This is a genomic window from Caulobacter sp. GW821-FHT10A06, from assembly GCF_059415805.1.
This window is the reverse complement of record NZ_JBWKNY010000004.1, coordinates 604,535-623,254: the sequence shown is the minus strand read 5'-3', so window position 1 is coordinate 623,254 and position 18,720 is coordinate 604,535. Positions and strand designations below refer to the sequence as shown.

The window sequence follows — 18,720 nt, the reverse complement described above, 5'->3', positions numbered from 1 at the left end:
GTTGAGTTAGCTTGATGAGCGGTCGTGCGCTCGATGTGCTGATAGTCGAGGACGAGATGCTTCTGGCGATCGAGCTGGAACACCTCGTCGAGGAAGTGGGGTGCCACTCGCTCGGCTGCGCGATGAGTTCGGACGAGGCCGTGGATCTCGCCGAGAAGCTGCACCCTGACCTGGCCCTGGTGGACGTCCACCTCAGCGACGGTCCGACCGGCGTCGACGTGGCCCGCAAGATCTCGCAGGACTGCGGCGGCGTGGCGCTGTTCATGACCGCCAACGTCAAGCGCCTGCCCGACGACTTCGCCGGCGCCTGCGGCGTGATCGGCAAGCCGTATTCCGAGCATGGCGTGAAGACCGCCCTCAACTACCTGACCTTCTGCCTGACCGAAGGCCACGTGCCCGGTCCCGTGCCGGTGGGCCTGACCCTGGCGCCGGCCTATGCCGCGCTGTGGGGTCTGGACGACGTCCTCTCGAAGACCGCCTAGTGGCCGTACCGCCGGTCGCCGCTGTCGTCGGCACGGCCGCGGCCTTGCTTTCGATCACCAGTTTCGCGCCGCAGATCATCAAGATCTGGAAGGAGAAGGACGCCTCGTCCGTCTCGCTGCGCACCTACATCGTCACCGTCACGGGCTTTGCCTGCTGGATCGCCTATGGCCTCCTGATCAAGGCCTGGCCAGTCATTGCGTCGAACGTCGCCTGCCTGCTGATGTCGGGCGCGGTTCTCATCATGAAATGGCGGTTCGACCAGAAGGCTTGATGGGTCCCTTTTGCGTGACAGGGGGGGCGGGGTCCGCTATCGAGGCGCCGATTTTACGTATCGAGGGACCGCCGCCTTGACCGACGTCGCCGCCGAGGAAGCCGGCTGGGCCACAGCCAAGACCCTGGCCGAGGCCCTGCCCTATATCCAGATCTACGACCGCGAGACGGTGGTGATCAAATACGGCGGCCACGCCATGGGCCAGGAAGACGTGGCCAAGGTCTTCGCCGCCGACGCGGTGCTGCTGAAGCTCCTGGGCGTCCATCCGGTGGTCGTGCACGGCGGCGGTCCGCAGATCAGCCGCATGCTGGACAAGGCCGGCGTCAAGTCGACCTTCATCGACGGCCTGCGCGTCACCGACGAAGCCACGATGGAAGTCGCCGAGATGGTCCTGTCGGGCGCCATCAACAAAGAAATCGCCAGCTGGATCACCCAGGCCGGCGCCGAGGCCGACGTGCGCGGCGTGGGACTGTCGGGCAAGGACGCCCGCCTGATCACCGCCGAGAAGGTGACCCGGACCAAGAAGGATCCGGACAGCAATATCGAGCAGGCCGTCGACCTGGGCTTCGTGGGCGAACCGACCAAGGTCGATCCGCACATCATCCAGACGCTGCTGGCCTCGGAAACCGACTACATCCCGGTGATCGCGCCGATCGGCGTCTCCGCCGCGGGCGAGACCTTCAACATCAACGCCGACACCGTCGCCGGCGCGCTGGCTGGCGCGCTGAAGGCCAAGCGGATGCTGATGCTGACCGACATCAAGGGCGTGCTCGACGGCAATGGCGAGCTGATCCGCGAGATGACGGTGGACGCGGCGCGCGAGCTGATCGCCTCGGGCGTGGCCACCGGCGGCATGATCCCCAAGCTGGAAAACGCCATCCACGCCATCGAGTCGGGCGTCGAGGCCGTGGTCATCCTGGATGGCCGTCGTCCGCACGCCATGCTGGTCGAGCTGTTCAGCGAACACGGCGCGGGCACGCTCATCTCGCAATGAGCGCCGACCTCTCCCACGTCGACACCTGGCTGTTCGACCTCGACAACACCCTGTACCCGCTGGAAAGCGAGTTCATGGGCCTGATCGAGGTCAAGATGACCGACTTCGTCGAGCGGATGACCGGCCTCCCCCGCGAGGAGGCCAAGGCGCTGCAGAAGCAGTACTTCACCGAGCACGGCACCACCCTGTCGGGGCTGATGCTCAACCACGGCATGGAGCCCAAGGCGTTCCTGGACGAGGTGCACGACGTCTCGATGGACAAGCTGATCCCCAGCCCGGAACTGCGCGAGGCCATCGCCCGCCTGCCGGGTCGCCGGATCATCTTCACCAACGGCTCGGTCGGCCACGCCGAGCGGGTGCTGAAACACCTGAACCTGCGCGACCTGTTCTCCGAAGTCTTCGCGATCGAGACGGCCGACTACATCCCCAAGCCCTCGCTGAGCACCTTCGACAAGATCAGCAAGCTGCACGCCATCGATCCGCCGAAGACCGCCTTCTTCGAGGACAGCGAAAAGAACCTGGTCCCGGCCGCGCGGCTGGGCATGACCACCATCCTGGTCGGGGCCCACGCCAAGGACTCGACCTCCGAACACGTCCATTTCCGGACCAACGACCTGCCTGAGTTCCTGAACTCGGCCCGCCTGCAAGGAAGCCCGCAATGACCGCGACCGTGAGCCTCTCCGACCTCCAGACCGAAGTCGAAGCCGCCTGGGAAGCCCGCGCCGACGTCTCGGCCGCCACTACCGGTCCGGTCCGCACCGCCGTGGAAGAGTCGCTGCTGCTGCTCGACAGCGGCAAGGCCCGCGTCTCGGAGAAGGTCGACGGCGAGTGGATCACCCACCAGTGGCTGAAGAAGGCCGTGCTGCTGTCGTTCCGCCTGAACCCCAACACCGTCATGCGCGCCGGCACGCTGGGCGGCGGCGTCGGTCCGTGGTGGGACAAGGTGGCCAACAAGTTCGACGGCTGGGACGCTCCGCAGTTCGAGGCTGGCGGCTTCCGCGCGGTGCCGGGCGCGATCGTCCGTCGCGGCGCCCACATCGGCAAGAACGTCATCCTGATGCCGTCGTTCGTGAACATCGGCGGCTATGTCGATGAAGGCACGATGGTCGACACATGGGTCACGGTCGGCTCGTGCGCCCAGATCGGCAAGAACGTCCACCTGTCGGGCGGCGTCGGCATCGGCGGCGTGCTGGAGCCCCTGCAAGCCAACCCGACCATCATCGAAGACAACTGCTTCATCGGCGCCCGCTCGGAAGTCGTCGAGGGCGTGGTCGTCGGCGAAGGCAGCGTGCTCTCGATGGGCGTGTTCATCAGCGCCTCGACCCAGATCATCGACCGCGCGACCGGCCAGGTCCACATCGGCAAGGTCCCGCCCTACAGCGTCGTGGTTCCGGGCACGCGCCCCGACGCCAAGAGCGGCCTGGGCCTCGCCTGCGCCGTAATCGTCAAGACGGTGGACGCGCAGACGCGGTCGAAGACGAGCATCAACGACCTGCTGCGGGACTAAGGTTCCTGGGCTGAGCCCAAGAAATCCTCCCCCTAGCGGGGGAGGGCTTTACTAGTTCGTGGCCTTGTCCAGCTGGCGCTTGCTGTCGTCCGCGCCCTTCTTGACGTCGTGCTTGAGCTCGGTGCCCGCCTCCTTGGCTTCCTGACCCGCCTTCGCGCCCAGTTCGCCAGCCTTGTCGGCGGCCTCGCCGGCGGCTTCCTTCAGCTCGCCGGCCGTCTCCTTGGTGCTTTCCTTGATCGCCGTGCCGGCTTCCTTGACATCCGGGTCGTTGGCGATGTTGTGGGCCGCGTCCTTGATGTCGGAGGCGGCCGCTTGCGCGCCTTCCTTCACTTCGGTGGCGTGTTCCTGCGAGCAGGCGGCGAGAGTCAGGGCCGCACCAGCGGCGACGATCAGCATCAGCTTGGAACGCATGGTCGGGCTCCTTTTGAGTCGGCTGGATAACGGAGGGCCACGGCCTAGGTTCCGACTCCTCTTTGCGTCCGAACGCTCAGGCGTCTAAACCCCCGCCATGCGCATCGCTTTCCTCGGCACGCCCGACTTCGCTGTGACCTGCCTGGCCGAACTGGTCGCCTCGGGCCACGAGATCGTCGCCGTCTATTCCCAGCCGCCAGCCCCGCGCGGGCGCGGCCAGGAGCTGAAGACCTCACCGGTCCACGCCTTCGCCGAGGGTCTGGGCCTGCCGGTCCGCACGCCGGTCTCGATGAAGACGGCCGAAGAGATCGAGGCCTTCCAGGCGCTGGAGCTGGACGCCGCCGTCGTGGTCGCGTTCGGCCAGATCCTGGTCAAGGCCGTGCTCGACGCGCCCACGTTCGGCTGCTTCAACCTTCACGCTTCGCTGCTGCCCCGCTGGCGCGGCGCGGCCCCGATCCAGCGGGCGATCATGGCCGGCGACCCGGTCACCGGCGTCCAGATCATGCGGATGAGCGAGGGCCTGGACGAGGGTCCGATCCTGATGTCGCAGCAGGTGGTCATCGCGGCCGACGACACCGTCGCCACCCTGCACGACAAGTTGGCCGCCACCGGCGCGCAGCTGCTGCCCGTGGCCCTGGCCGCCATCGAACGCGGCGGCGCCCGCGAGACGCCGCAGAGCGAAGAGGGCGTCACCTACGCCAAGAAGATCAAGTCGGCCGAGGCCCGCATCGACTGGACCCGCCCGGCGGCCGAGATCGACTGCCACATCCGCGGCCTGTCGCCCTTCCCCGGCGCCTGGTTCGAAGCGCCGTCGGAGAAGGGGCCGGTCCGCGTGAAAGCCCTGCTGTCGCGCGTCGAGACCGCCTCGGGCCCTGCTGGAACGGCTCTGGACGACGGCCTGCTGATCGCCTGCGGAGACGGCTCCGTGCGCCTCCTGAAGGCCCAGCGCGAAGGCAAGGGCGTCCAGGACGCCGAGACCTTCACGCGCGGCTTCCCCATCGCTGCCGGGACCGTGCTGGCCTGATGCCGCGCTACCGCCTCCTCGTCGAGTATGACGGCCGGCCCTACAGCGGCTTCCAGGCCCAGGCCGTGCTGCCGTCGGTGCAGGGCGCGATCGAGACGGCGGTGACGGCGTTCAGCGGCGAGACCGTGCGCATCGCCGCCGCCGGCCGCACCGACACCGGCGTCCACGCCACCGGCCAGGTGGTGCATGTCGACCTGGAGAAAGACTGGCCCGCCCAGACGGTGCTGAACGCCCTCAACGCCCACCTGACCCGCGAGGCGGTGTCTATCCTCTCGGCGGAAGTGGCCGAGGGTGACTGGCACGCCCGGTTCTCGGCCAATGAGCGCCGTTACCTCTACCGCATCCTCAACCGCCGCGCCCCGCCGGCGCTGGACAAGGGCAGGGTCTGGCACGTGAAGAAGGACCTGGACGCCGACGCCATGCACACGGCCGCGCAAGCTCTGATCGGCCTGCACGACTTCACGACCTTCCGCGACATGCACTGCCAGGCCAAGAGCCCGGTGAAGACCCTGGACGTCGCGCGGGTGCGGCGCGTGGGGGAAGAGATCCACCTGGACTTCGAGGCCCGCAGCTTCCTGCACCGGCAGGTGCGGTCGATGACCGGGACTCTAGTCGAGGTCGGCGCCGGCCGCTGGACGCCGGACGACGTGAAGGCCGCGCTGGAGGCCAAGGATCGCCGCGAGTGCGGGCCGGTCGCGCCAGCCGATGGGCTGTATCTGGTGGGTGTCGGCTACGGCGACTAAAGCACCGAGCAGTTGGTGATCTGGCTGAACGCCTCCAGCGCCGCCGTGCCGACCACGCTGGTGCCGAAGCGGTCCAGCTCCGGCGACCACACCGCGATCGTCGCCTTGCCGGGGACCACCGCCACGATCCCCCCGCCCACGCCGCTCTTGCTCGGCAAACCCACGCGGTAGGCGAAGTTGCCGACGCTGTCATAGATCCCGCAGGTCAGCAGCAGCGCGTTCAGCCGCCGGGTCAGGCGCTCGGGAAACACCGTCTCCTGCGCCACCGGCGAGAAGCCGCCCGCCGCCAGGGGCAGGAAGGCGCGGGCCAGCTGGCGGCAGCTCATGGTCAGGGCGCACTGGCGGCAATAGGCGGCCACGACGGCCTCGGGATCGTGGGTCAGCGTGCCCTTGCCGCGCATCAGGCTGGCGATGGCGCGGTTCTGCCAGGCGTTGGCCAGCTCGGACGCCGCCACCGTCGGGTCGATCTCCAGCCGCTCGTCGCAGAGGAAGCCGGCGAAGTCGCGAACCAGGGCGGCCGGGTCCTTGGTCACGTCCATCAGGATGTCGGTGATCGCCAGCGCCCCGGCGTTGATGAACGGATTGCGCGGCACGCCCTGCTCGGCTTCCAGCAGCGACAGGTGGTTGAACGGCGTGCCCGAGGGCTCCTTGCCCACCCGCGTCCAGGTCTCGTCGCCCAGGCGGTTCAGGGCCAGGCCCAGGGCGAAGACCTTGGTGATGCTCTGGACAGAGAAGCCCTCGTCGGCGTCGCCGATCACGTGCTCGCCGCCATCGACCGTGCGCACGGCCATGCCGAACTTGGTCCCCGGCACGTCGGCCAGTTCCGGGATGTAGTCGGCGGTGCGGCCCTTGCCGAAGTGCGGCTTCACCAGCACCGCCACCTCGGCCAGCACGTCGGGGATCGAGAGCGCCTTCATGCCCGACGCTCCAGGTCTTACGCGAAGGCCGCGAAGTAGCGGTTGACCAGCGCCTCATAGGCGTCGGCCAGATAGCGGATCTCTTCCACCGGCACGCGCTCGTCGACCTGGTGCATGGTCGAGCCGACCAGGCCGAACTCGACCACCGGGCACAGGGCGCGGATGAAACGAGCATCGCTGGTGCCGCCGGTGGTCGACAGCTCCGGCACCCGGCCCGTGGCGTCGCCGACGGCGGCCACGATCACGTCGGTGAAGGCGCCCGGCTCGGTCAGGAAGGCTTCGCCGCTGATCTTGCACAGCGCCTCGACCCGGCCCGAGAAGCCCTCGGCGGCCTCGCGGCACTCCTGCTCGATCCAGCTGGCCAGCTCGTGGCCCTTGTGGGCCGGATTGAAGCGGATGTTCACCCGGGCCTTGGCGCTGGCGGGGATGACGTTGGTGGCGGTATTGCCGACATCGACCGTGGTCACCTCCAGGTTCGACGGCTGGAAGCCAGTATAGCCCTCGTCCAGCACCCGGCTCTGCAGGCGCGAGAGAATGTCGACCAGCACCGGGATCGGGTTGGCGGCGCGGTGCGGATAGGCCACGTGGCCCTGCTTTCCGTCGACCGCGATCCAGGCGTTGATGCTGCCGCGCCGGCCGATCTTGACCATGTCGCCCAGCAGGTTGGCCGAGGTCGGCTCGCCGACGATGCAGTGGTCGATGATCTCGCCCTCGGCGGCCAGGGCCTCGACGACCTTGACCGTGCCGTCCTCGGCCACGCCCTCCTCGTCGCCGGTGATCAGGAAGCTGATCGAGCCGGCATGCTCGGGGATCTTGGCGACGGCGGCGACGAAGGCGGCGATGGCCGACTTCATGTCGACCGCGCCACGGCCGTAGAGGACCCCGTCCTTGATCTCGGCCTCGAACGGCCCGGCGGTCCAGGCGGCGTCGTCGCCGACCGGCACCACGTCGGTATGGCCGGCGAAGCACAGGTTCGGCCGCGCCGTGCCGCGCCGGGCGTAGAGGTTCTCGATCTCGCCGAACTTCATGCGGCGGCAAGCAAAGCCCAGGGCTTCCAGCTGGCGCTGCAGCGTGTCCATCGCCCCCGCATCGGCCGGGGTCACCGACGGACGACGGATCAGGGCTTGAGCAAGCGCGACGGGGTCAATGAGAGCGGCTTCGGTCATGGCCATGCCTTTAGGCCCGGCGCCGGAACGACGCAAACTTGAACCTTCGACAATTCCCGCAAAAGCTGTACCGTTGCGAAATTCAATCGACCTTGGGGGAGTTCGACATGCTGGCGTGGCTGATCGCGGCGTTGGAGCCGGTCGTTGCTTGGCTGACCACGGTCTGGCCCGCCTTTCACCGCTGGGTCAGCGGCCTGCTGATCAATGGCATCGTCGCCGAGACCCGGCCCCGTCCGCATCCGTGGAGCACCAAGACCCCCTACATCAGCTGGGCGGAACTCACCGACCGCACCTACAGCGCCCGCCAGCTGCCGACGAAGGACCTTGGCCCGTTTCCCGCCGAGGACGTCACCGCCGGCCTGTTCGCGCGGGCGGCGGGCAAGCCCCAGGTCTACTGCGCCAAGTCGACCATGCTGTTCCCGGCCTTCGCTCAATACCTGACCGACGGCTTCATCCGCACCATGGTGTTCGCCACCAAGGAGGATCGCGCCCGCAACACCTCCAACCACGAGATCGACCTCTGCACGCTGTATGGCCGCACCGAGGCCCAGACCAACGCCCTGCGCCTGAAGTCGCCCGACCAGCGCGGCCGCTTGAGGTCGCAGACGATCAAGGGCGAGGAATATCCGCCGTCGCTCTATGACGCGAATGGCGTGGTGCTGAAGGATTTCGTCGACCTGGATCCGCCGCTGGGCGTCCTGGACAAGGACATTCCGGCCGACCTCGAGAAAGGCGCGCCCGAGCGGAAGGCGACGCCGCTCGACATCAAGCGCCAGCTGTTCGCGCTGGGCGGCGACCGGGCCAACTCGACGGTCGGCACGATGATGATGGGGACCCTCTTTCTGCGCGAGCACAACCGGCTGGCCGGCGTGATCTCGGCGGCCAATCCCGACTGGAACGACGACCGGGTGTTCGAGACCGCCCGCAATGTGGTGATCGTCCTTTACATCAAGCTGGTGGTCGAGGAGTACATCAACCACATCTCGCCCTCGCGCATCCGTCTGCTGGCCTATCCCAACGATGGCTGGAAGCGCCCGTGGAACAAGCCCAACTGGATCACCGCCGAGTTCAGCCTGCTGTACCGCTGGCACTCGCTGGTCTCCGAGGACATCACCTGGGCAGGGCAGCCGTTCAAGACTCGGGACCTGCAGTTCGGCGGCGACCAGCTGACCGACCACGGCCTGGCCAACGCCTATGTCTGGATGAGCGCCCAGCCCGCGGCGCTGCTGGGCGCGCACAACACCGCCGACTACCTGCACGACGTCGAGGTGCGGGCGATCCGGCAGGCGCGGTCCAACCAGATCGACTCCTACAACGCCTATCGGGTGGCCAACGGCATGAAGGCCGTGACCACCTTCGAGGAGATCAGCACCCGCCCCGGCGTCGCCGACCAGCTGCGCGCGCAGTACGGCCATGTCGACAAGGTCGAGCTCTATGTCGGCCTGTTCGCCGAGGACACGGCCGCCAACTCGCCGCTGCCGCCGCTGATCCTGCGCATGGTGGCCATCGACGCCTTCTCCCAGGCCCTGACCAACCCGCTGCTGTCGCAGAACATCTGGGGCGACGAGGACAAGGACGGCAAGCCGGGCAACAAGACCAAGGCCTTCACCCGCGAAGGCTTGGCGGCGATTACCTCCGCCAACAGCCTCTACGACCTGCTGGTCCGTAACGGCGCCGATCCCGGCAAGGCCTTCGTCGGCATGACCCGTCCGGAGTGGAAACGGAACGCCAAGGTGCAGCGGGTCGGTTGAGGCGGCCTCGGGGCGTGCTTAACTACGCGGGCGGAGGACACGCCCTTGCCCAAGATCGACCTGACCACGGCCCCGACCCGCGTCGGCACGGCCTATCCCGCGCCGTTCAATGCGCCCTGCCTGCGCCGCCACCGCACCAAGCTGGGCGACGCCGTGGGCCTGGACCAATTCGGCGTGAACCTGCTGCGGCTCGAGCCCGGCGTGTGGTCCAGCCAGCGCCACTGGCACACCGCCGAGGACGAGTTCACCTGGGTGGTCCAGGGCGAAGTCGTGCTGGTCGAGGATGAGGGAGAGACGGTGCTGCGGGCCGGCGATTGCGCGGGCTTCAAGGCCGGGGTCGCCAACGGCCACCACTTCCAGAACCGCTCGGACCAGGACGTGCTGCTGCTGGAGATCGGCTCGCGCCGCCCCGACATCGACGGCTGCGACTATCCCGACATCGATCTCGTTTTGCGCGACGGCGAGGACCTCTATCGCCACCGCGACGGGACACCGTACCAGACTGATCAGGGGCGCAAGCGATGAGCCCGCGCCTGACCGGCGTCACGCCGATCCTGTTCGTGCGCGACGTCGAGGCGGCGGCGGTGTTCTACGCCAAGCGCCTGGGCTTCGCGGTCGACTTCCTGCACGGCCAGCCGGTGTTCTACGGGGCGGTCAGCCGCGACGGCGTCTGCCTGCACCTGCGCCATGTCGATGAGCCCAACTTCGCCGAACTGGCGGCGCGCGAGGAGTCGCTGATCCTGGCGACCATCCAGGTCGAGGATGTCCGGGCGCTGTTCGCGGAGTTCGAAGCCGCCGGCGCCGACCTCGTCCAGCCGCTGATCCAGCAGCCGTGGGGCGGGCTGGACTTCCAGGTCCGCGATCCCGACGGCAACCGCATCTCGTTCGTGCAGTTCGGCGAGGCCTAAGGCCTCAGCACCGCCAGCAGCCAGTCGTGCACGGCCATCACCGCGCGCGAGGCGGTTGGCAGGCGCAGCAGGTGGTAGGGCCGCCCCTCGATCACGGGCCCGAACGGCTGGACCAGCAGGCCCGTCTCCAGCTCGTCGCGCACCAGGCTGAGGCTGCCCATGGCCACGCCCAAGCCGCCGACCGCCGCCTGGTAGGCATGGCTGTCGTCGGTGAAGACCAGGCGTGGGGTCGCATCCAGGTCCGCCAGCCCCGCCACCTGCGCCCAACGCGCCCAGGTCGGGGTGTCCGCCGCCGGGTGCCGCCACTCGCAATGCAGCAGGGGCTGGCCGCGCAGGTCCTCGGGCGAGGCCAGGGCCAGGTTGGGGCTGAACACCGGCGCGAAGGTCTCGACGAACAGCGGCTCGGCCTTGAGGCCCGGGAACGGGCCATAGCCGTAGCGGATGGCGATGTCCGCCGCGCCCGAGCGCAGGTCCACCGTATCGTCGGACGCGTGCAGCCGCAGCTGGACGTTGGGGTGGGCGGCGCGGAACTCGGCCATGCGCGGCAGCAGCAGACGGGCGGTGAAGCCGACCAGGGCCGACAGGGTGACGACGGTCTCGCCCTCCTCGGGACAAAGGGTCCGCAGCGCCTCGGCGAAGGCGTCGAAGCCGTCGCGCAGCACCGGGAACAGCCGCTGGCCGGCGACGGTCAAGCTGACCTTCCGCACCTGGCGGTCGAACAGCTTCAGGCCCAGCGTCTCTTCCAGCTCGCGGATGCGGTGGCTGATCGCCGTGGGCGTCACGGACAGTTCGTCGGCGGCCAGGCGGAAGCTCTCCAGCCGCGCGGCGGCCTCGAAGGCGCGCAGGGCCCCCAGCGGCAGGCGGCGGCGCGAGAAAGATGAATTGATCTCATCCATGGCCTGATGATTACGCGTTCGTCAGCGCGCCGTCACGCGCGCAGAACGCTCTCCACGGATGAACCTTCATCACCTCGGAGACACCCATGACTACCGTCCTGCAGATCGACGCCAGCGCGCGTTCGGGGCGCTCGGGCGAGACCCGCCACGGCTCGCACACCCGCCGCCTGACCCACCGCTTCGTCCAGCGCTGGAGCCAGCTGCGGCCGGAAGACGAGATCGGCTATCGCGACGTCGGCGTGCGCCCGCCACGCCCGGTCAGCGGCGACTGGATCCACGCCGCCTTCACCCCATCGCACGCTCGCGAGCCCTGGATGCGCGAGGTCCTGTCCGAAAGCGACACCCTGGTCGCCGAGCTGAAGGCGGCCGACGTCATTGTCATCGGCGCCCCGATGTACAACTTCGGCCCGCCGGCCCCGCTCAAGGCCTGGATCGACAACGTCGTCCGCGTGGGCCTGACCTTCGGCTTCGACCGCTCCCGCGAGGGCGAGCCGTACTGGCCGATGCTGGCGGGCCAGGGCAAGACCCTGGTCGTCCTGACCGCGCGCGGCGACTACGGCTACGACGCCGGCGGACGGGTCGCCGACCTGGAGCTGGTCACGCCCAGCCTGGCCAAGCCCCTGGCCTATCTGGGGATCACCGACCTGCGCACGGTCGCCGTCGAGTATGACGAGTTCCAGGACGAGCGTCTGGCCGCCTCGCTGGCGCAGGCGGAGACGGCGGTCGACGCGCTGGCCGAGACGCTGGCGGCGGAGCGGGACCAGGCGCGGGCGGCCTGAGGCGCTTGCGCCTTCGGCCCGCCCTTCTCAAGTACGGGGCATGACAATTCCACCCGAAGTCACGCCCTATCTCCGTGACTGGACCCTGCTCCCCGACGGCGCGCTCATCACCACCCATTCCAGCTGGGTGCTGCCTGTCCGCCGAGGATTCGAAGCGGCGATGCTCAAGGTCGCGAGGATCCCTGACGAGCAGGCCGGCTACCGACTGATGGCCTGGTGGAACGGCCAAGGGGCGGCGAAGGTCATCGCCGCCTCGGAGGGCGCGTTGCTCATGGAGCGCGCCCTGGGCCAGCGTAGCCTGGCCCAGATGGCGCGGTCGGGTCAGGACGACGAGGCCTGCCGCGTCCTCTGCCAGACCGCCGCGCAGCTGCATGCGCCGCGCTCAGCGTCCTTGCCCGAACTGAACCCTCTCGACCGCTGGTTCCAGCCGCTGTTCGACCTGGCGCCCAACCATCCGGCGCTCGAGCCCGCCGCCGAACAGGCTCGCCTCCTGCTGGCGGACCAACGCGACATCCGCCCGCTGCACGGCGACCTTCACCACGACAATGTGCTGGATTTCGATCGCGGCTGGCTGGCCATCGATCCGCACGGCCTGGTCGGCGAGCGCGCCTTCGACTTCGCCAACATCTTCACGAACCCGGACCTGGACGATCCGACCCAACCCGTGGCGACGCTGCCAGGACGGTTTGAAGCTCGCCTGAAGATCGTGACCGAGGAAACAGGCGTCGAAGCGACCCGTGTCCTCGCATGGATCGTGGCTTGGACAGGCCTGTCAGCGGCCTGGTTCATCGGCGACGACGACCAGCGCGGCGCGGCGATCGACCTGGAGGTCAATGCACTCGCAAGACAGCGTCTGGCTTAGGCCGCGCGGCGGGCCTTCTTGACCTTGGTGATGGCGCGGTCGCGGCGCAGGCGCGACAGGTGGTCGATGAACAGCACGCCTTCCAGGTGGTCCATCTCGTGCTGGATGCAGACGGCGAACAGGCCCTCGGCCTCTTCGACGACCGTCTCGCCCTGATAGTTCAGGTAGCGGATGGTGACCTTGGACGGACGTTCGACCTCGTCGAAATATTCCGGCACCGACAGGCAGCCTTCCTCGTAGCCGAGGGTGTCTTCCGAGCTCGACAGGATCTCGGGATTGACGAAGTAGCGCGGGGCCGGCTCCTCGCCCTCGCGGGCCAGGTCCATGGTGATGACGCGCACGGGCTCGCCGATCTGCACGGCGGCCAGGCCGATGCCGGGGGCGTCGTACATGGTCTCCAGCATGTCATCCATCAACGCGCGCAGCTCATCGGTGACGGCCTCCACGGGCGTGGAGATCTTCTTCAGCGTCGCCAGATCGGCGGCGTTATCGACGGTGAGGATGCGACGGATGGCCATAACGCTGATCAGGTAGGCGTCTCATTTCCGAGCGTCAAGGTGGGAGATTGTCCCGCCCCGCTCAACTTCGTGAGAGGCCGCACCCCCTGTTCGATCGCGCCCGGCTCATCGATCTTCTTGCCTTCGTGGTCGACCGACAGGTCCTCGAAGCGGCGGGCCTGGGTCAGGACCTGGCTCTCCAGCGAGCCGACGAACTGGTTGTACTTGCCCACCGCGCTCTCCAGCGCCTTGCCCATGGCCCCGGCGTGAGCGCCCATGACCGAGACGCGCTTGTAGAGCTCGCGGCCGACCTCGACGATGCGGGCGGCGTTCTTGGCCTGGTCCTCGGCCCGCCAGCCATAGGCGACGGCCTTGCAGAGCGCGAACAGGGTCGTCGGCGTCACCAGCACCACGCGGCGGTCCATGGCCTCGGCCATCAGCTCGGGCAAGCGGTCGAGCGCAGCGGCCAGAAAGCCGTCGCCCGGCACGAACATCGCCACGAAGTCGGGCGAGCCCTCGCCCGCGAACTGATCCCAATAGGCCTTGGACGACAGGCCCTGCATGTGGCTGCGCACGCTCTGGGCGTGGCGGACCATGGCCGCCTCGCGCAGCACATCGTCGGTCGCTTCCTGCGACTCAAGGAAGGCGTTCAGCGAGCACTTGGCGTCGATCACGAACACCCCGCCGCCCGGCAGGGTGACCTTGACGTCGGGCCGGCGGCGGCCTTCCTCGCTGTCGACGCTGAATTGCTCCTGGAAGTCGAAGCGGCTGTTGAGGCCGGCGGCCTCGAGCACGTTCCTCAGAGTCTGCTCGCCCCAGCGCCCCTGCACGCCAGCCCCGCGACGCAGGGCCGCCGACAGCTTGCGCGCTTCGGCCTGGGTGGCGGTCGAGGCCTCCAGCAGGGCGGCGATCTGGGCTTTCAGGCCGCCGGTCTCTTCGGCGCGCGACTTCTCGACGGCGGTGACCTGGGCCTCGAACTTGGCCAGGGTCTCGGCCACGGGCTTCAGCTGGGCCTCGAGGCGGGCCTGGGCCAGGTTGTCACGGCTCTTGGCGTTCTCGTCGGCGCGCCGGATCAGCTGCTCGGCGATGGCGTTGGCGCTCTGGGCGGCCTGGGCCTTGATCAGTTCGATCTGGGTGGCGGTCTGGTCTTCCAGCAGGCGTTCGCGCTCCTGCAGTCTCCAGACATCGGCCTCGGCCTTGGCGGCCCGCTTCTGCGCGGTGAGCGCCCACAGGGCGCAGGCGGCAGCGGCCAGAGCAAAGACGATGGCCAGGATCAGGAACGGATCGGAGAAGTTCATGCTCCGTTCTTACCGGGAGTCGGCGGCGGCTTAAAGGCCGCCGCCCGTATCTTGTCAGTCGTCGCCGTCGGCGAGATCGGCGATCATGCCGTTGATCGGCTCGCCGGCGAAACCGGTGACGTTGTGGCCCTTGTCCACCACGCCGACCTTGGCCGGGTGCGGCGCTTCGGTTTCGGCTTCCGGAGCCTTGTCTTCGGGCGTGCTCATGAAATCAGTCCCTCATTCCTGGCGCGGCGGCGGTTCGCCGAACGCGAGTACGCCAAGCTTGGCATGACCAAGCGGCGCTGTCAGCGGGCGGCTCTCGATCTGGACGCGACGAGGGTCTAGATGCTCGGCCTCGTCGCAAGGAGCGCCAGCATGGCCCGACTTTGGATCATCGGACCGGGCGCGGTCGGCAAGACCCTGGGCCGGCTGTTCCATGACCACGGCGCGTTCGAGATCGCCGGGATCGCGGCGCGCACGGCGGAGAGCGCGAAGGCCGGCCGGGCCTTCATCGGCGACGGCGAGGTCATGGACCTCGAGGCCTTCTCGCCGCGCCCCGGCGACGCGGTCATGTTGTCGGTGCGCGACGAGGCCATCGGCGGCGTCGCGACGCGGCTGGTGGAGAAGGTCGATCCGACGGGGCTGGTCATCTTCCATTGCAGCGGCGCTCGCGACCTCGGGCCTCTGGCGCCGTTGCGCGGCTCCGCCCTCGCAGCGTTGCATCCGGTCAAAGCCTTCGCCGATCCCGCCCGCGAGGTCGCCACCTTCGAGGGTGTGGTGTGCACCCTGCAGGGCGACGCGACGGCGCTGGCCGTCCTGGCCCCGGCTGTGCGGGCGATCGGCGGCGAGCCGGTGATCCTGGAGGCCACTGTCGACCGGCGGCTCTATCATGCCGGCGCGGTGTTCGCGTCGAACTACCTGACGACGCTGGTGCAGGCGGCGCTGGACGCTCATGCGGCGGCAGGGATCGGCCAAGCCGACAGCCTGCGGATCCTCGCGCCCATCCTGCGCGACGCCCTGGGCGCGATCCTGGAGCGCGGCCCTGTCCAGGCCCTGACCGGCCCGATCGCGCGCGGCGACGCCGAAACGGTGAAGGTGCAGGCCGAGGCGATCGCCGCTCACGACTCGGCGCTGTTCGATCTCTATCTGGAACTGGGCCGCCGGACCCTAGACCTGTCGCGGCGCAAAAGCCCAGAGCTGGACCTTGAGGCCTTGGCGAAGGTGTTGGCCAAACCGGTCTCCGACTGAGGAGCCGAAAACCTCGTCCTTCGACAAGCTCAGGATGAGGTTTTCTACTGATACGGCTTCAAAAGTAGTCCTCACCCTGAGCCTGTCGAAGGGCGGGGACGGCCCCGCCTAGGCCGGCCGCCGAGCGCGTAGAGCCTGGGCGATGGTGCCGTCGTCCAGCCAGTCGAGGTCGCCGCCGACGGGCACGCCGCGCGCCAGCATGGTCACCGGCACATTGGTGCGGGCCAGGCGGTCGGCGATGTAGTGGGCGGTCGTCTGGCCATCCACCGTGGCCGGCAGGGCCAGGATCACTTCGGCCACCTCGCCGCCAGCCACGCGGGCCGCCAGCTCGCCGATGCGCAGCGCTTCGGGACCAACGCCGTCCAGGGCCGACAGCAGGCCGCCCAGCACGTGATACCGCCCACGGAACGAGCCGCCGCGCTCCATGGCCCAGACCGACCCGACCTCCTCGACCACGCACAGCAGCCGTCGGTCACGGCTGCCGTCGGCGCAGATCGAGCAGGGATCGGTGACGTCCAACGAGCCGCAGGTCGAGCAGGTGCGGACCTTGGCCTGAGCCTCGGCCATGGCCAGCGCCAAGGGCGCCAGCAGCGTGTCGCGCTTCTTCAGCAGGGCCAGAGCCGCCCGCCGGCCCGAACGCGGTCCCAGCCCCGGCAGCTTTGACAGCAGGGCGATCAGGCGCTCGATCTCGGGTCCGGCGGAGGCTCCCAAGTCGTTAGAACTTCATCCCAGGCATGCCGCCCATCAGGCCCGCCATGGGACCAGCGGCGTCCTGCATCATCTGGGCCTGCTTGGCGTCCAGCTTCTTCTTGGCGTCGGCGTGGGCGGCGATGATCAGGTCGGCGATCACTTCGCCCTCACCCGGCTGGACCAGGCTTTCGTCCATCAGCACGCGCACCAGCTCGCCCGTGCCCATCAGGGTGACGGTGACCATGCCGCCGCCGGACGTGCCGTCGACCGTGCTGACGGCCAGCTGCGCCTGAGCGTCGGCCAGTTTCTGCTGCATGGCCTGGGCCTGCTTCATCAGGCCGCCGAGGTCTTTCATCCTAGAACTCCAACTTCAAAACAGCGGGCCTCAGCCCTCTTCCTCGTCCGGCTCGAGCGGCGGGGTTTCCGGCGTCAGGAGCTTGCGGATCTCGATGATCTCGGCGCCCGGAAAGGCCGAAAGCACCGAGGCGACGAAGGGATCCTTCTTGATCTCCTCCATCTGCTCGCGCTCTTCGCGCTTCTGGCGCTCCATCAGGCTCTCGGCCCCGCCGCCGCCTTCGGCCGCGACCAGCCAGGGCTGGCCGGTGGCCTCCTTCAGGAAGCGGACCAGGCGGCCGGCCAGGTTGCCGGGCGCGCCGGGGGCGGCCTCGAAGGTGATGGCGCCGGGCCGGAAGCTGATCGGACGGATATATTGCTCGGCGTCCAGGCGCAGACCGATGTCGCGCTTGGCCGCGATCAGGGCCATGACGTCGTCGAACGAGGCGACCACCGGCATGGCCTGGGCGCCCGGCGCGGCCATGGTCATCGGCGCATGGGCCGAGACCGCGCCACCACCACCGCCGCCGCCAACCGCGACCCCGCCGCCCGGACCACCGCCGCCGATCGGCGAACCGTCGCGCAGGGCCTTCAGCGCCTCTTCGGGCCCTGGCAGGTCGGCGGCGTAGCAGAGCCGGATCAGAGCCATCTCGGCCGCGGCCATGGCGTCGGGCGCGCGGCGCACCTCCTCATGGGCCTTCAGCAGCATCTGCCAGAGCCTGGAGAGCGTGCCGGCCGAGGTGTGGGCCCCGATGGCGGCCAGACGGGCGGCCTGCTCCTTGGGCATCGACAGGGCGTCCGGACCCAGGGCCTTGGACACCGCGGAACTGTGGCAGTGGTCCAGGACATCGAGCATGACCACCGACGGGTCGGCCCCGAAGCCCCACAGGGCGCGGAAGCCTTCCAGGGCGTCCTTGGTCTTGCCGGCCATGACGTTTTCGAACAGGGCGATGGTCTGGCCGCGGTCGGCCAGGCCCAGCATGTCACGCACGACGGCCGAGGTGACCGTGGCCCCGCGATCGGTCTGGACGATCGCCTGGTCCAGCAGCGACAGGCCGTCGCGCACCGAACCCTCGGCCGCGCGGGCGATCAGGGCCAGGGCGTCCATCTCGATCCGCGCGCCTTCCTTGGCCGAGATCTTGTCGAAGTGCTTGACCAGCACGTCCGGCTCGACCCGGCGCAGGTCGAAGCGCTGGGTGCGCGACAGGATCGTCACCGGGACCTTGCGGATCTCGGTGGTGGCGAAGATGAACTTGGCGTGCGGCGGCGGCTCTTCCAGCGTCTTCAGCAGGGCGTTGAACGCCGCCGTCGACAGCATGTGCACTTCGTCGATGATGTAGACCTTGTAGCGCGCCTCGACCGGGGCGTAGCGCACCCCGTCCAGCAGCTCGCGCATCTCGTCGACCTTGGTGCGCGACGCGGCGTCCAGTTCCAGCACGTCCATGTGCCGGCCTTCGATGATGGCGCGGCAGTGGTAGCCTTCGGTGGTCAAGTCGACGGACGGGCCTTTGACGGTGTCGGTCTCGTAGTTCAGGGCGCGGGCGAGCAGGCGCGCGGTCGTGGTCTTGCCGACGCCCCGCACGCCGGTGAGCATGAAGGCGTGGGCGATGCGGCCGGTGGAGAACGCGTTGGCCAGGGTGCGGACCATGGCCTCCTGGCCGATCAGGTCCTCGAAGGTGCGCGGACGGTATTTCCGCGCCAGCACGGTGTAGGCGTCGCCCTCCTTGCCTTCGGGCGGAGACTCGACGACGGGGCGCGACTCTTCACGGGCCGCCGGCGCGGGCGGCGCTTCGCCGAAGATATCGGCGGTGTTCTCGTCGCGTTCAGTGGGCGCTTCGTCCCACGGCGGCGCGGAATCGTTGGTGAGGTCGTCGTGGTCGGCCATGACTCCGAGTGTAGTGGCGCGAAGGGCGCAGCAAAAGCCTTACGCCGGCTTGCGCGCGCATCTGCTGACAGATTT

At 68.8% G+C, this 18,720-nt stretch carries 23 protein-coding genes; 13 read left to right on the top strand and 10 right to left on the bottom strand.

Annotation, left to right across the window (positions count from 1 at the left end; translation table 11 throughout):
• The first annotated feature begins 14 nt into the window (after positions 1 to 14).
• From AC07NF_RS14560 to dapD, 5 genes are all read left to right on the top strand, one after another.
• Positions 15 to 482, top strand: a complete 468-nt coding sequence (locus AC07NF_RS14560) for a response regulator (RefSeq protein ID WP_494626939.1) — start codon at positions 15 to 17, stop codon at positions 480 to 482.
• A complete protein-coding gene (locus AC07NF_RS14555; RefSeq protein ID WP_494626938.1) occupies positions 482 to 754 on the top strand; it encodes a SemiSWEET family sugar transporter in 273 nt (90 codons plus the stop codon). Before AC07NF_RS14560 ends, AC07NF_RS14555 begins: the two co-directional genes overlap by 1 nt.
• Before the next feature lie 76 nt (positions 755 to 830).
• A complete protein-coding gene (gene argB / locus AC07NF_RS14550; RefSeq protein ID WP_494626936.1) occupies positions 831 to 1,748 on the top strand; it encodes an acetylglutamate kinase in 918 nt (305 codons plus the stop codon).
• Positions 1,745 to 2,410, top strand: coding sequence for a pyrimidine 5'-nucleotidase (locus AC07NF_RS14545; protein ID WP_494626934.1), 666 nt, complete (start codon positions 1,745 to 1,747; stop codon positions 2,408 to 2,410). The genes argB and AC07NF_RS14545 overlap by 4 nt, the downstream gene beginning before the upstream one ends.
• Entirely contained in the window at positions 2,407 to 3,255 is an 849-nt protein-coding gene (gene dapD, locus AC07NF_RS14540; RefSeq protein WP_494626932.1) for a 2,3,4,5-tetrahydropyridine-2,6-dicarboxylate N-succinyltransferase, read from the top strand. The genes AC07NF_RS14545 and dapD overlap by 4 nt, the downstream gene beginning before the upstream one ends.
• A gap of 51 nt (positions 3,256 to 3,306) precedes the next feature.
• Here the strand turns inward: dapD and AC07NF_RS14535 are convergent, their stop codons facing one another.
• Positions 3,307 to 3,666, bottom strand: a complete 360-nt coding sequence (locus tag AC07NF_RS14535; protein WP_494626930.1) for a cell surface protein — start codon at positions 3,664 to 3,666, stop codon at positions 3,307 to 3,309.
• Positions 3,667 to 3,763: 97 nt separating this feature from the next.
• On the opposite strand from AC07NF_RS14535, the gene fmt reads away from it, so the two are divergent.
• Together fmt and truA are read left to right on the top strand one after the other, a co-directional pair.
• The gene (gene fmt, locus AC07NF_RS14530) at positions 3,764 to 4,690 is read left to right on the top strand and encodes a methionyl-tRNA formyltransferase (RefSeq protein WP_494626928.1); all 927 of its coding nucleotides are present in this window, start codon (positions 3,764 to 3,766) and stop codon (positions 4,688 to 4,690) included.
• Complete coding sequence (gene truA / locus AC07NF_RS14525) at positions 4,690 to 5,433, top strand: tRNA pseudouridine(38-40) synthase TruA (RefSeq protein ID WP_494626926.1); 744 nt, start codon at positions 4,690 to 4,692, stop codon at positions 5,431 to 5,433. The genes fmt and truA overlap by 1 nt, the downstream gene beginning before the upstream one ends.
• Here truA and AC07NF_RS14520 read toward each other — a convergent pair.
• Together AC07NF_RS14520 and dapE are read right to left on the bottom strand one after the other, a co-directional pair.
• Positions 5,430 to 6,350, bottom strand: a complete 921-nt coding sequence (locus AC07NF_RS14520) for a glutaminase (protein WP_494626924.1) — start codon at positions 6,348 to 6,350, stop codon at positions 5,430 to 5,432. The genes truA and AC07NF_RS14520 overlap by 4 nt on opposite strands.
• 17 nt (positions 6,351 to 6,367) lie before the next feature.
• Positions 6,368 to 7,516 (bottom strand): succinyl-diaminopimelate desuccinylase, encoded by a 1,149-nt coding sequence (gene dapE, locus AC07NF_RS14515; protein WP_494626922.1) that lies wholly within the window; start codon positions 7,514 to 7,516, stop codon positions 6,368 to 6,370.
• Positions 7,517 to 7,623: 107 nt separating this feature from the next.
• Between dapE and AC07NF_RS14510 the strand changes: the two genes are divergently transcribed.
• Genes AC07NF_RS14510 through AC07NF_RS14500 form a run of 3 tightly spaced genes read left to right on the top strand, consistent with a single transcriptional unit; the run spans position 7,624 to position 10,175 of the window.
• Entirely contained in the window at positions 7,624 to 9,267 is a 1,644-nt protein-coding gene (locus tag AC07NF_RS14510; protein WP_494626920.1) for a peroxidase family protein, read from the top strand.
• 45 nt (positions 9,268 to 9,312) lie between these two features.
• Positions 9,313 to 9,792 (top strand): cupin domain-containing protein, encoded by a 480-nt coding sequence (locus tag AC07NF_RS14505; protein ID WP_494626918.1) that lies wholly within the window; start codon positions 9,313 to 9,315, stop codon positions 9,790 to 9,792.
• Positions 9,789 to 10,175: a bleomycin resistance protein gene (locus tag AC07NF_RS14500; protein WP_494626916.1), complete on the top strand. Its 387-nt coding sequence runs from the start codon at positions 9,789 to 9,791 to the stop codon at positions 10,173 to 10,175. The genes AC07NF_RS14505 and AC07NF_RS14500 overlap by 4 nt, the downstream gene beginning before the upstream one ends.
• Here AC07NF_RS14500 and AC07NF_RS14495 read toward each other — a convergent pair.
• Positions 10,172 to 11,071 carry a LysR substrate-binding domain-containing protein gene (locus AC07NF_RS14495; protein WP_494626914.1) on the bottom strand — a complete coding sequence of 300 codons (900 nt, stop codon included), beginning with the start codon at positions 11,069 to 11,071 and terminating at the stop codon, positions 10,172 to 10,174. The genes AC07NF_RS14500 and AC07NF_RS14495 overlap by 4 nt on opposite strands.
• Before the next feature lie 86 nt (positions 11,072 to 11,157).
• Between AC07NF_RS14495 and AC07NF_RS14490 the strand changes: the two genes are divergently transcribed.
• Both AC07NF_RS14490 and AC07NF_RS14485 read left to right on the top strand, forming a co-directional pair.
• Positions 11,158 to 11,850, top strand: a complete 693-nt coding sequence (locus tag AC07NF_RS14490; protein WP_494626912.1) for an FMN-dependent NADH-azoreductase — start codon at positions 11,158 to 11,160, stop codon at positions 11,848 to 11,850.
• Between the two features lie 40 nt (positions 11,851 to 11,890).
• On the top strand, positions 11,891 to 12,712 hold the full coding sequence (locus AC07NF_RS14485) for an APH(6)-I family aminoglycoside O-phosphotransferase (protein WP_494626910.1): 822 nt from the start codon (positions 11,891 to 11,893) through the stop codon (positions 12,710 to 12,712).
• On the opposite strand, the gene def is transcribed toward AC07NF_RS14485, so the two are convergent.
• From def to AC07NF_RS14470, 3 genes are read right to left on the bottom strand one after another with little or no spacing between them, the layout of a single operon-like run.
• The gene (def, locus tag AC07NF_RS14480; RefSeq protein ID WP_492815686.1) at positions 12,709 to 13,230 is read right to left on the bottom strand and encodes a peptide deformylase; all 522 of its coding nucleotides are present in this window, start codon (positions 13,228 to 13,230) and stop codon (positions 12,709 to 12,711) included. The genes AC07NF_RS14485 and def overlap by 4 nt on opposite strands.
• 8 nt (positions 13,231 to 13,238) lie before the next feature.
• Positions 13,239 to 14,507, bottom strand: a complete 1,269-nt coding sequence (locus AC07NF_RS14475; RefSeq protein WP_494626908.1) for a DNA recombination protein RmuC — start codon at positions 14,505 to 14,507, stop codon at positions 13,239 to 13,241.
• Between the two features lie 54 nt (positions 14,508 to 14,561).
• Positions 14,562 to 14,714, bottom strand: a complete 153-nt coding sequence (locus tag AC07NF_RS14470; RefSeq protein WP_454718194.1) for a hypothetical protein — start codon at positions 14,712 to 14,714, stop codon at positions 14,562 to 14,564.
• A 150-nt stretch (positions 14,715 to 14,864) separates the two neighbouring features.
• Between AC07NF_RS14470 and AC07NF_RS14465 the strand changes: the two genes are divergently transcribed.
• Positions 14,865 to 15,737 carry a Rossmann-like and DUF2520 domain-containing protein gene (locus AC07NF_RS14465; RefSeq protein WP_494626906.1) on the top strand — a complete coding sequence of 291 codons (873 nt, stop codon included), beginning with the start codon at positions 14,865 to 14,867 and terminating at the stop codon, positions 15,735 to 15,737.
• 108 nt (positions 15,738 to 15,845) lie between these two features.
• On the opposite strand, the gene recR is transcribed toward AC07NF_RS14465, so the two are convergent.
• The 3 genes from recR to AC07NF_RS14450 are packed head-to-tail and all read right to left on the bottom strand — an operon-like array spanning position 15,846 to position 18,645.
• A complete protein-coding gene (gene recR / locus AC07NF_RS14460) occupies positions 15,846 to 16,448 on the bottom strand; it encodes a recombination mediator RecR (RefSeq protein WP_494626904.1) in 603 nt (200 codons plus the stop codon).
• Positions 16,449 to 16,452: 4 nt separating this feature from the next.
• The gene (locus AC07NF_RS14455; RefSeq protein ID WP_295114021.1) at positions 16,453 to 16,782 is read right to left on the bottom strand and encodes a YbaB/EbfC family nucleoid-associated protein; all 330 of its coding nucleotides are present in this window, start codon (positions 16,780 to 16,782) and stop codon (positions 16,453 to 16,455) included.
• 30 nt (positions 16,783 to 16,812) lie between these two features.
• Entirely contained in the window at positions 16,813 to 18,645 is a 1,833-nt protein-coding gene (locus tag AC07NF_RS14450; protein WP_494626902.1) for a DNA polymerase III subunit gamma/tau, read from the bottom strand.
• Positions 18,646 to 18,720: the final 75 nt, after the last annotated feature.

What these genes read in the sequence shown, in the direction of transcription:
- fmt (WP_494626928.1), top strand. Translation starts at nt 3,764, where the DNA reads ATGCGCATCGCTTTCCTCGGCACGCCCGACTTCGCTGTGACCTGCCTG.
- AC07NF_RS14475 (WP_494626908.1), bottom strand. Translation starts at nt 14,507, where the DNA reads ATGAACTTCTCCGATCCGTTCCTGATCCTGGCCATCGTCTTTGCTCTG.
- def (WP_492815686.1), bottom strand. Translation starts at nt 13,230, where the DNA reads ATGGCCATCCGTCGCATCCTCACCGTCGATAACGCCGCCGATCTGGCG.
- AC07NF_RS14465 (WP_494626906.1), top strand. Translation starts at nt 14,865, where the DNA reads ATGGCCCGACTTTGGATCATCGGACCGGGCGCGGTCGGCAAGACCCTG.
- AC07NF_RS14470 (WP_454718194.1), bottom strand. Translation starts at nt 14,714, where the DNA reads ATGAGCACGCCCGAAGACAAGGCTCCGGAAGCCGAAACCGAAGCGCCG.
- AC07NF_RS14450 (WP_494626902.1), bottom strand. Translation starts at nt 18,645, where the DNA reads ATGGCCGACCACGACGACCTCACCAACGATTCCGCGCCGCCGTGGGAC.
- AC07NF_RS14560 (WP_494626939.1), top strand. Translation starts at nt 15, where the DNA reads ATGAGCGGTCGTGCGCTCGATGTGCTGATAGTCGAGGACGAGATGCTT.
- AC07NF_RS14490 (WP_494626912.1), top strand. Translation starts at nt 11,158, where the DNA reads ATGACTACCGTCCTGCAGATCGACGCCAGCGCGCGTTCGGGGCGCTCG.
- AC07NF_RS14510 (WP_494626920.1), top strand. Translation starts at nt 7,624, where the DNA reads ATGCTGGCGTGGCTGATCGCGGCGTTGGAGCCGGTCGTTGCTTGGCTG.
- AC07NF_RS14485 (WP_494626910.1), top strand. Translation starts at nt 11,891, where the DNA reads ATGACAATTCCACCCGAAGTCACGCCCTATCTCCGTGACTGGACCCTG.
- dapD (WP_494626932.1), top strand. Translation starts at nt 2,407, where the DNA reads ATGACCGCGACCGTGAGCCTCTCCGACCTCCAGACCGAAGTCGAAGCC.
- AC07NF_RS14520 (WP_494626924.1), bottom strand. Translation starts at nt 6,350, where the DNA reads ATGAAGGCGCTCTCGATCCCCGACGTGCTGGCCGAGGTGGCGGTGCTG.
- AC07NF_RS14535 (WP_494626930.1), bottom strand. Translation starts at nt 3,666, where the DNA reads ATGCGTTCCAAGCTGATGCTGATCGTCGCCGCTGGTGCGGCCCTGACT.
- AC07NF_RS14500 (WP_494626916.1), top strand. Translation starts at nt 9,789, where the DNA reads ATGAGCCCGCGCCTGACCGGCGTCACGCCGATCCTGTTCGTGCGCGAC.
- dapE (WP_494626922.1), bottom strand. Translation starts at nt 7,516, where the DNA reads ATGACCGAAGCCGCTCTCATTGACCCCGTCGCGCTTGCTCAAGCCCTG.
- AC07NF_RS14455 (WP_295114021.1), bottom strand. Translation starts at nt 16,782, where the DNA reads ATGAAAGACCTCGGCGGCCTGATGAAGCAGGCCCAGGCCATGCAGCAG.
- truA (WP_494626926.1), top strand. Translation starts at nt 4,690, where the DNA reads ATGCCGCGCTACCGCCTCCTCGTCGAGTATGACGGCCGGCCCTACAGC.
- AC07NF_RS14495 (WP_494626914.1), bottom strand. Translation starts at nt 11,071, where the DNA reads ATGGATGAGATCAATTCATCTTTCTCGCGCCGCCGCCTGCCGCTGGGG.
- AC07NF_RS14545 (WP_494626934.1), top strand. Translation starts at nt 1,745, where the DNA reads ATGAGCGCCGACCTCTCCCACGTCGACACCTGGCTGTTCGACCTCGAC.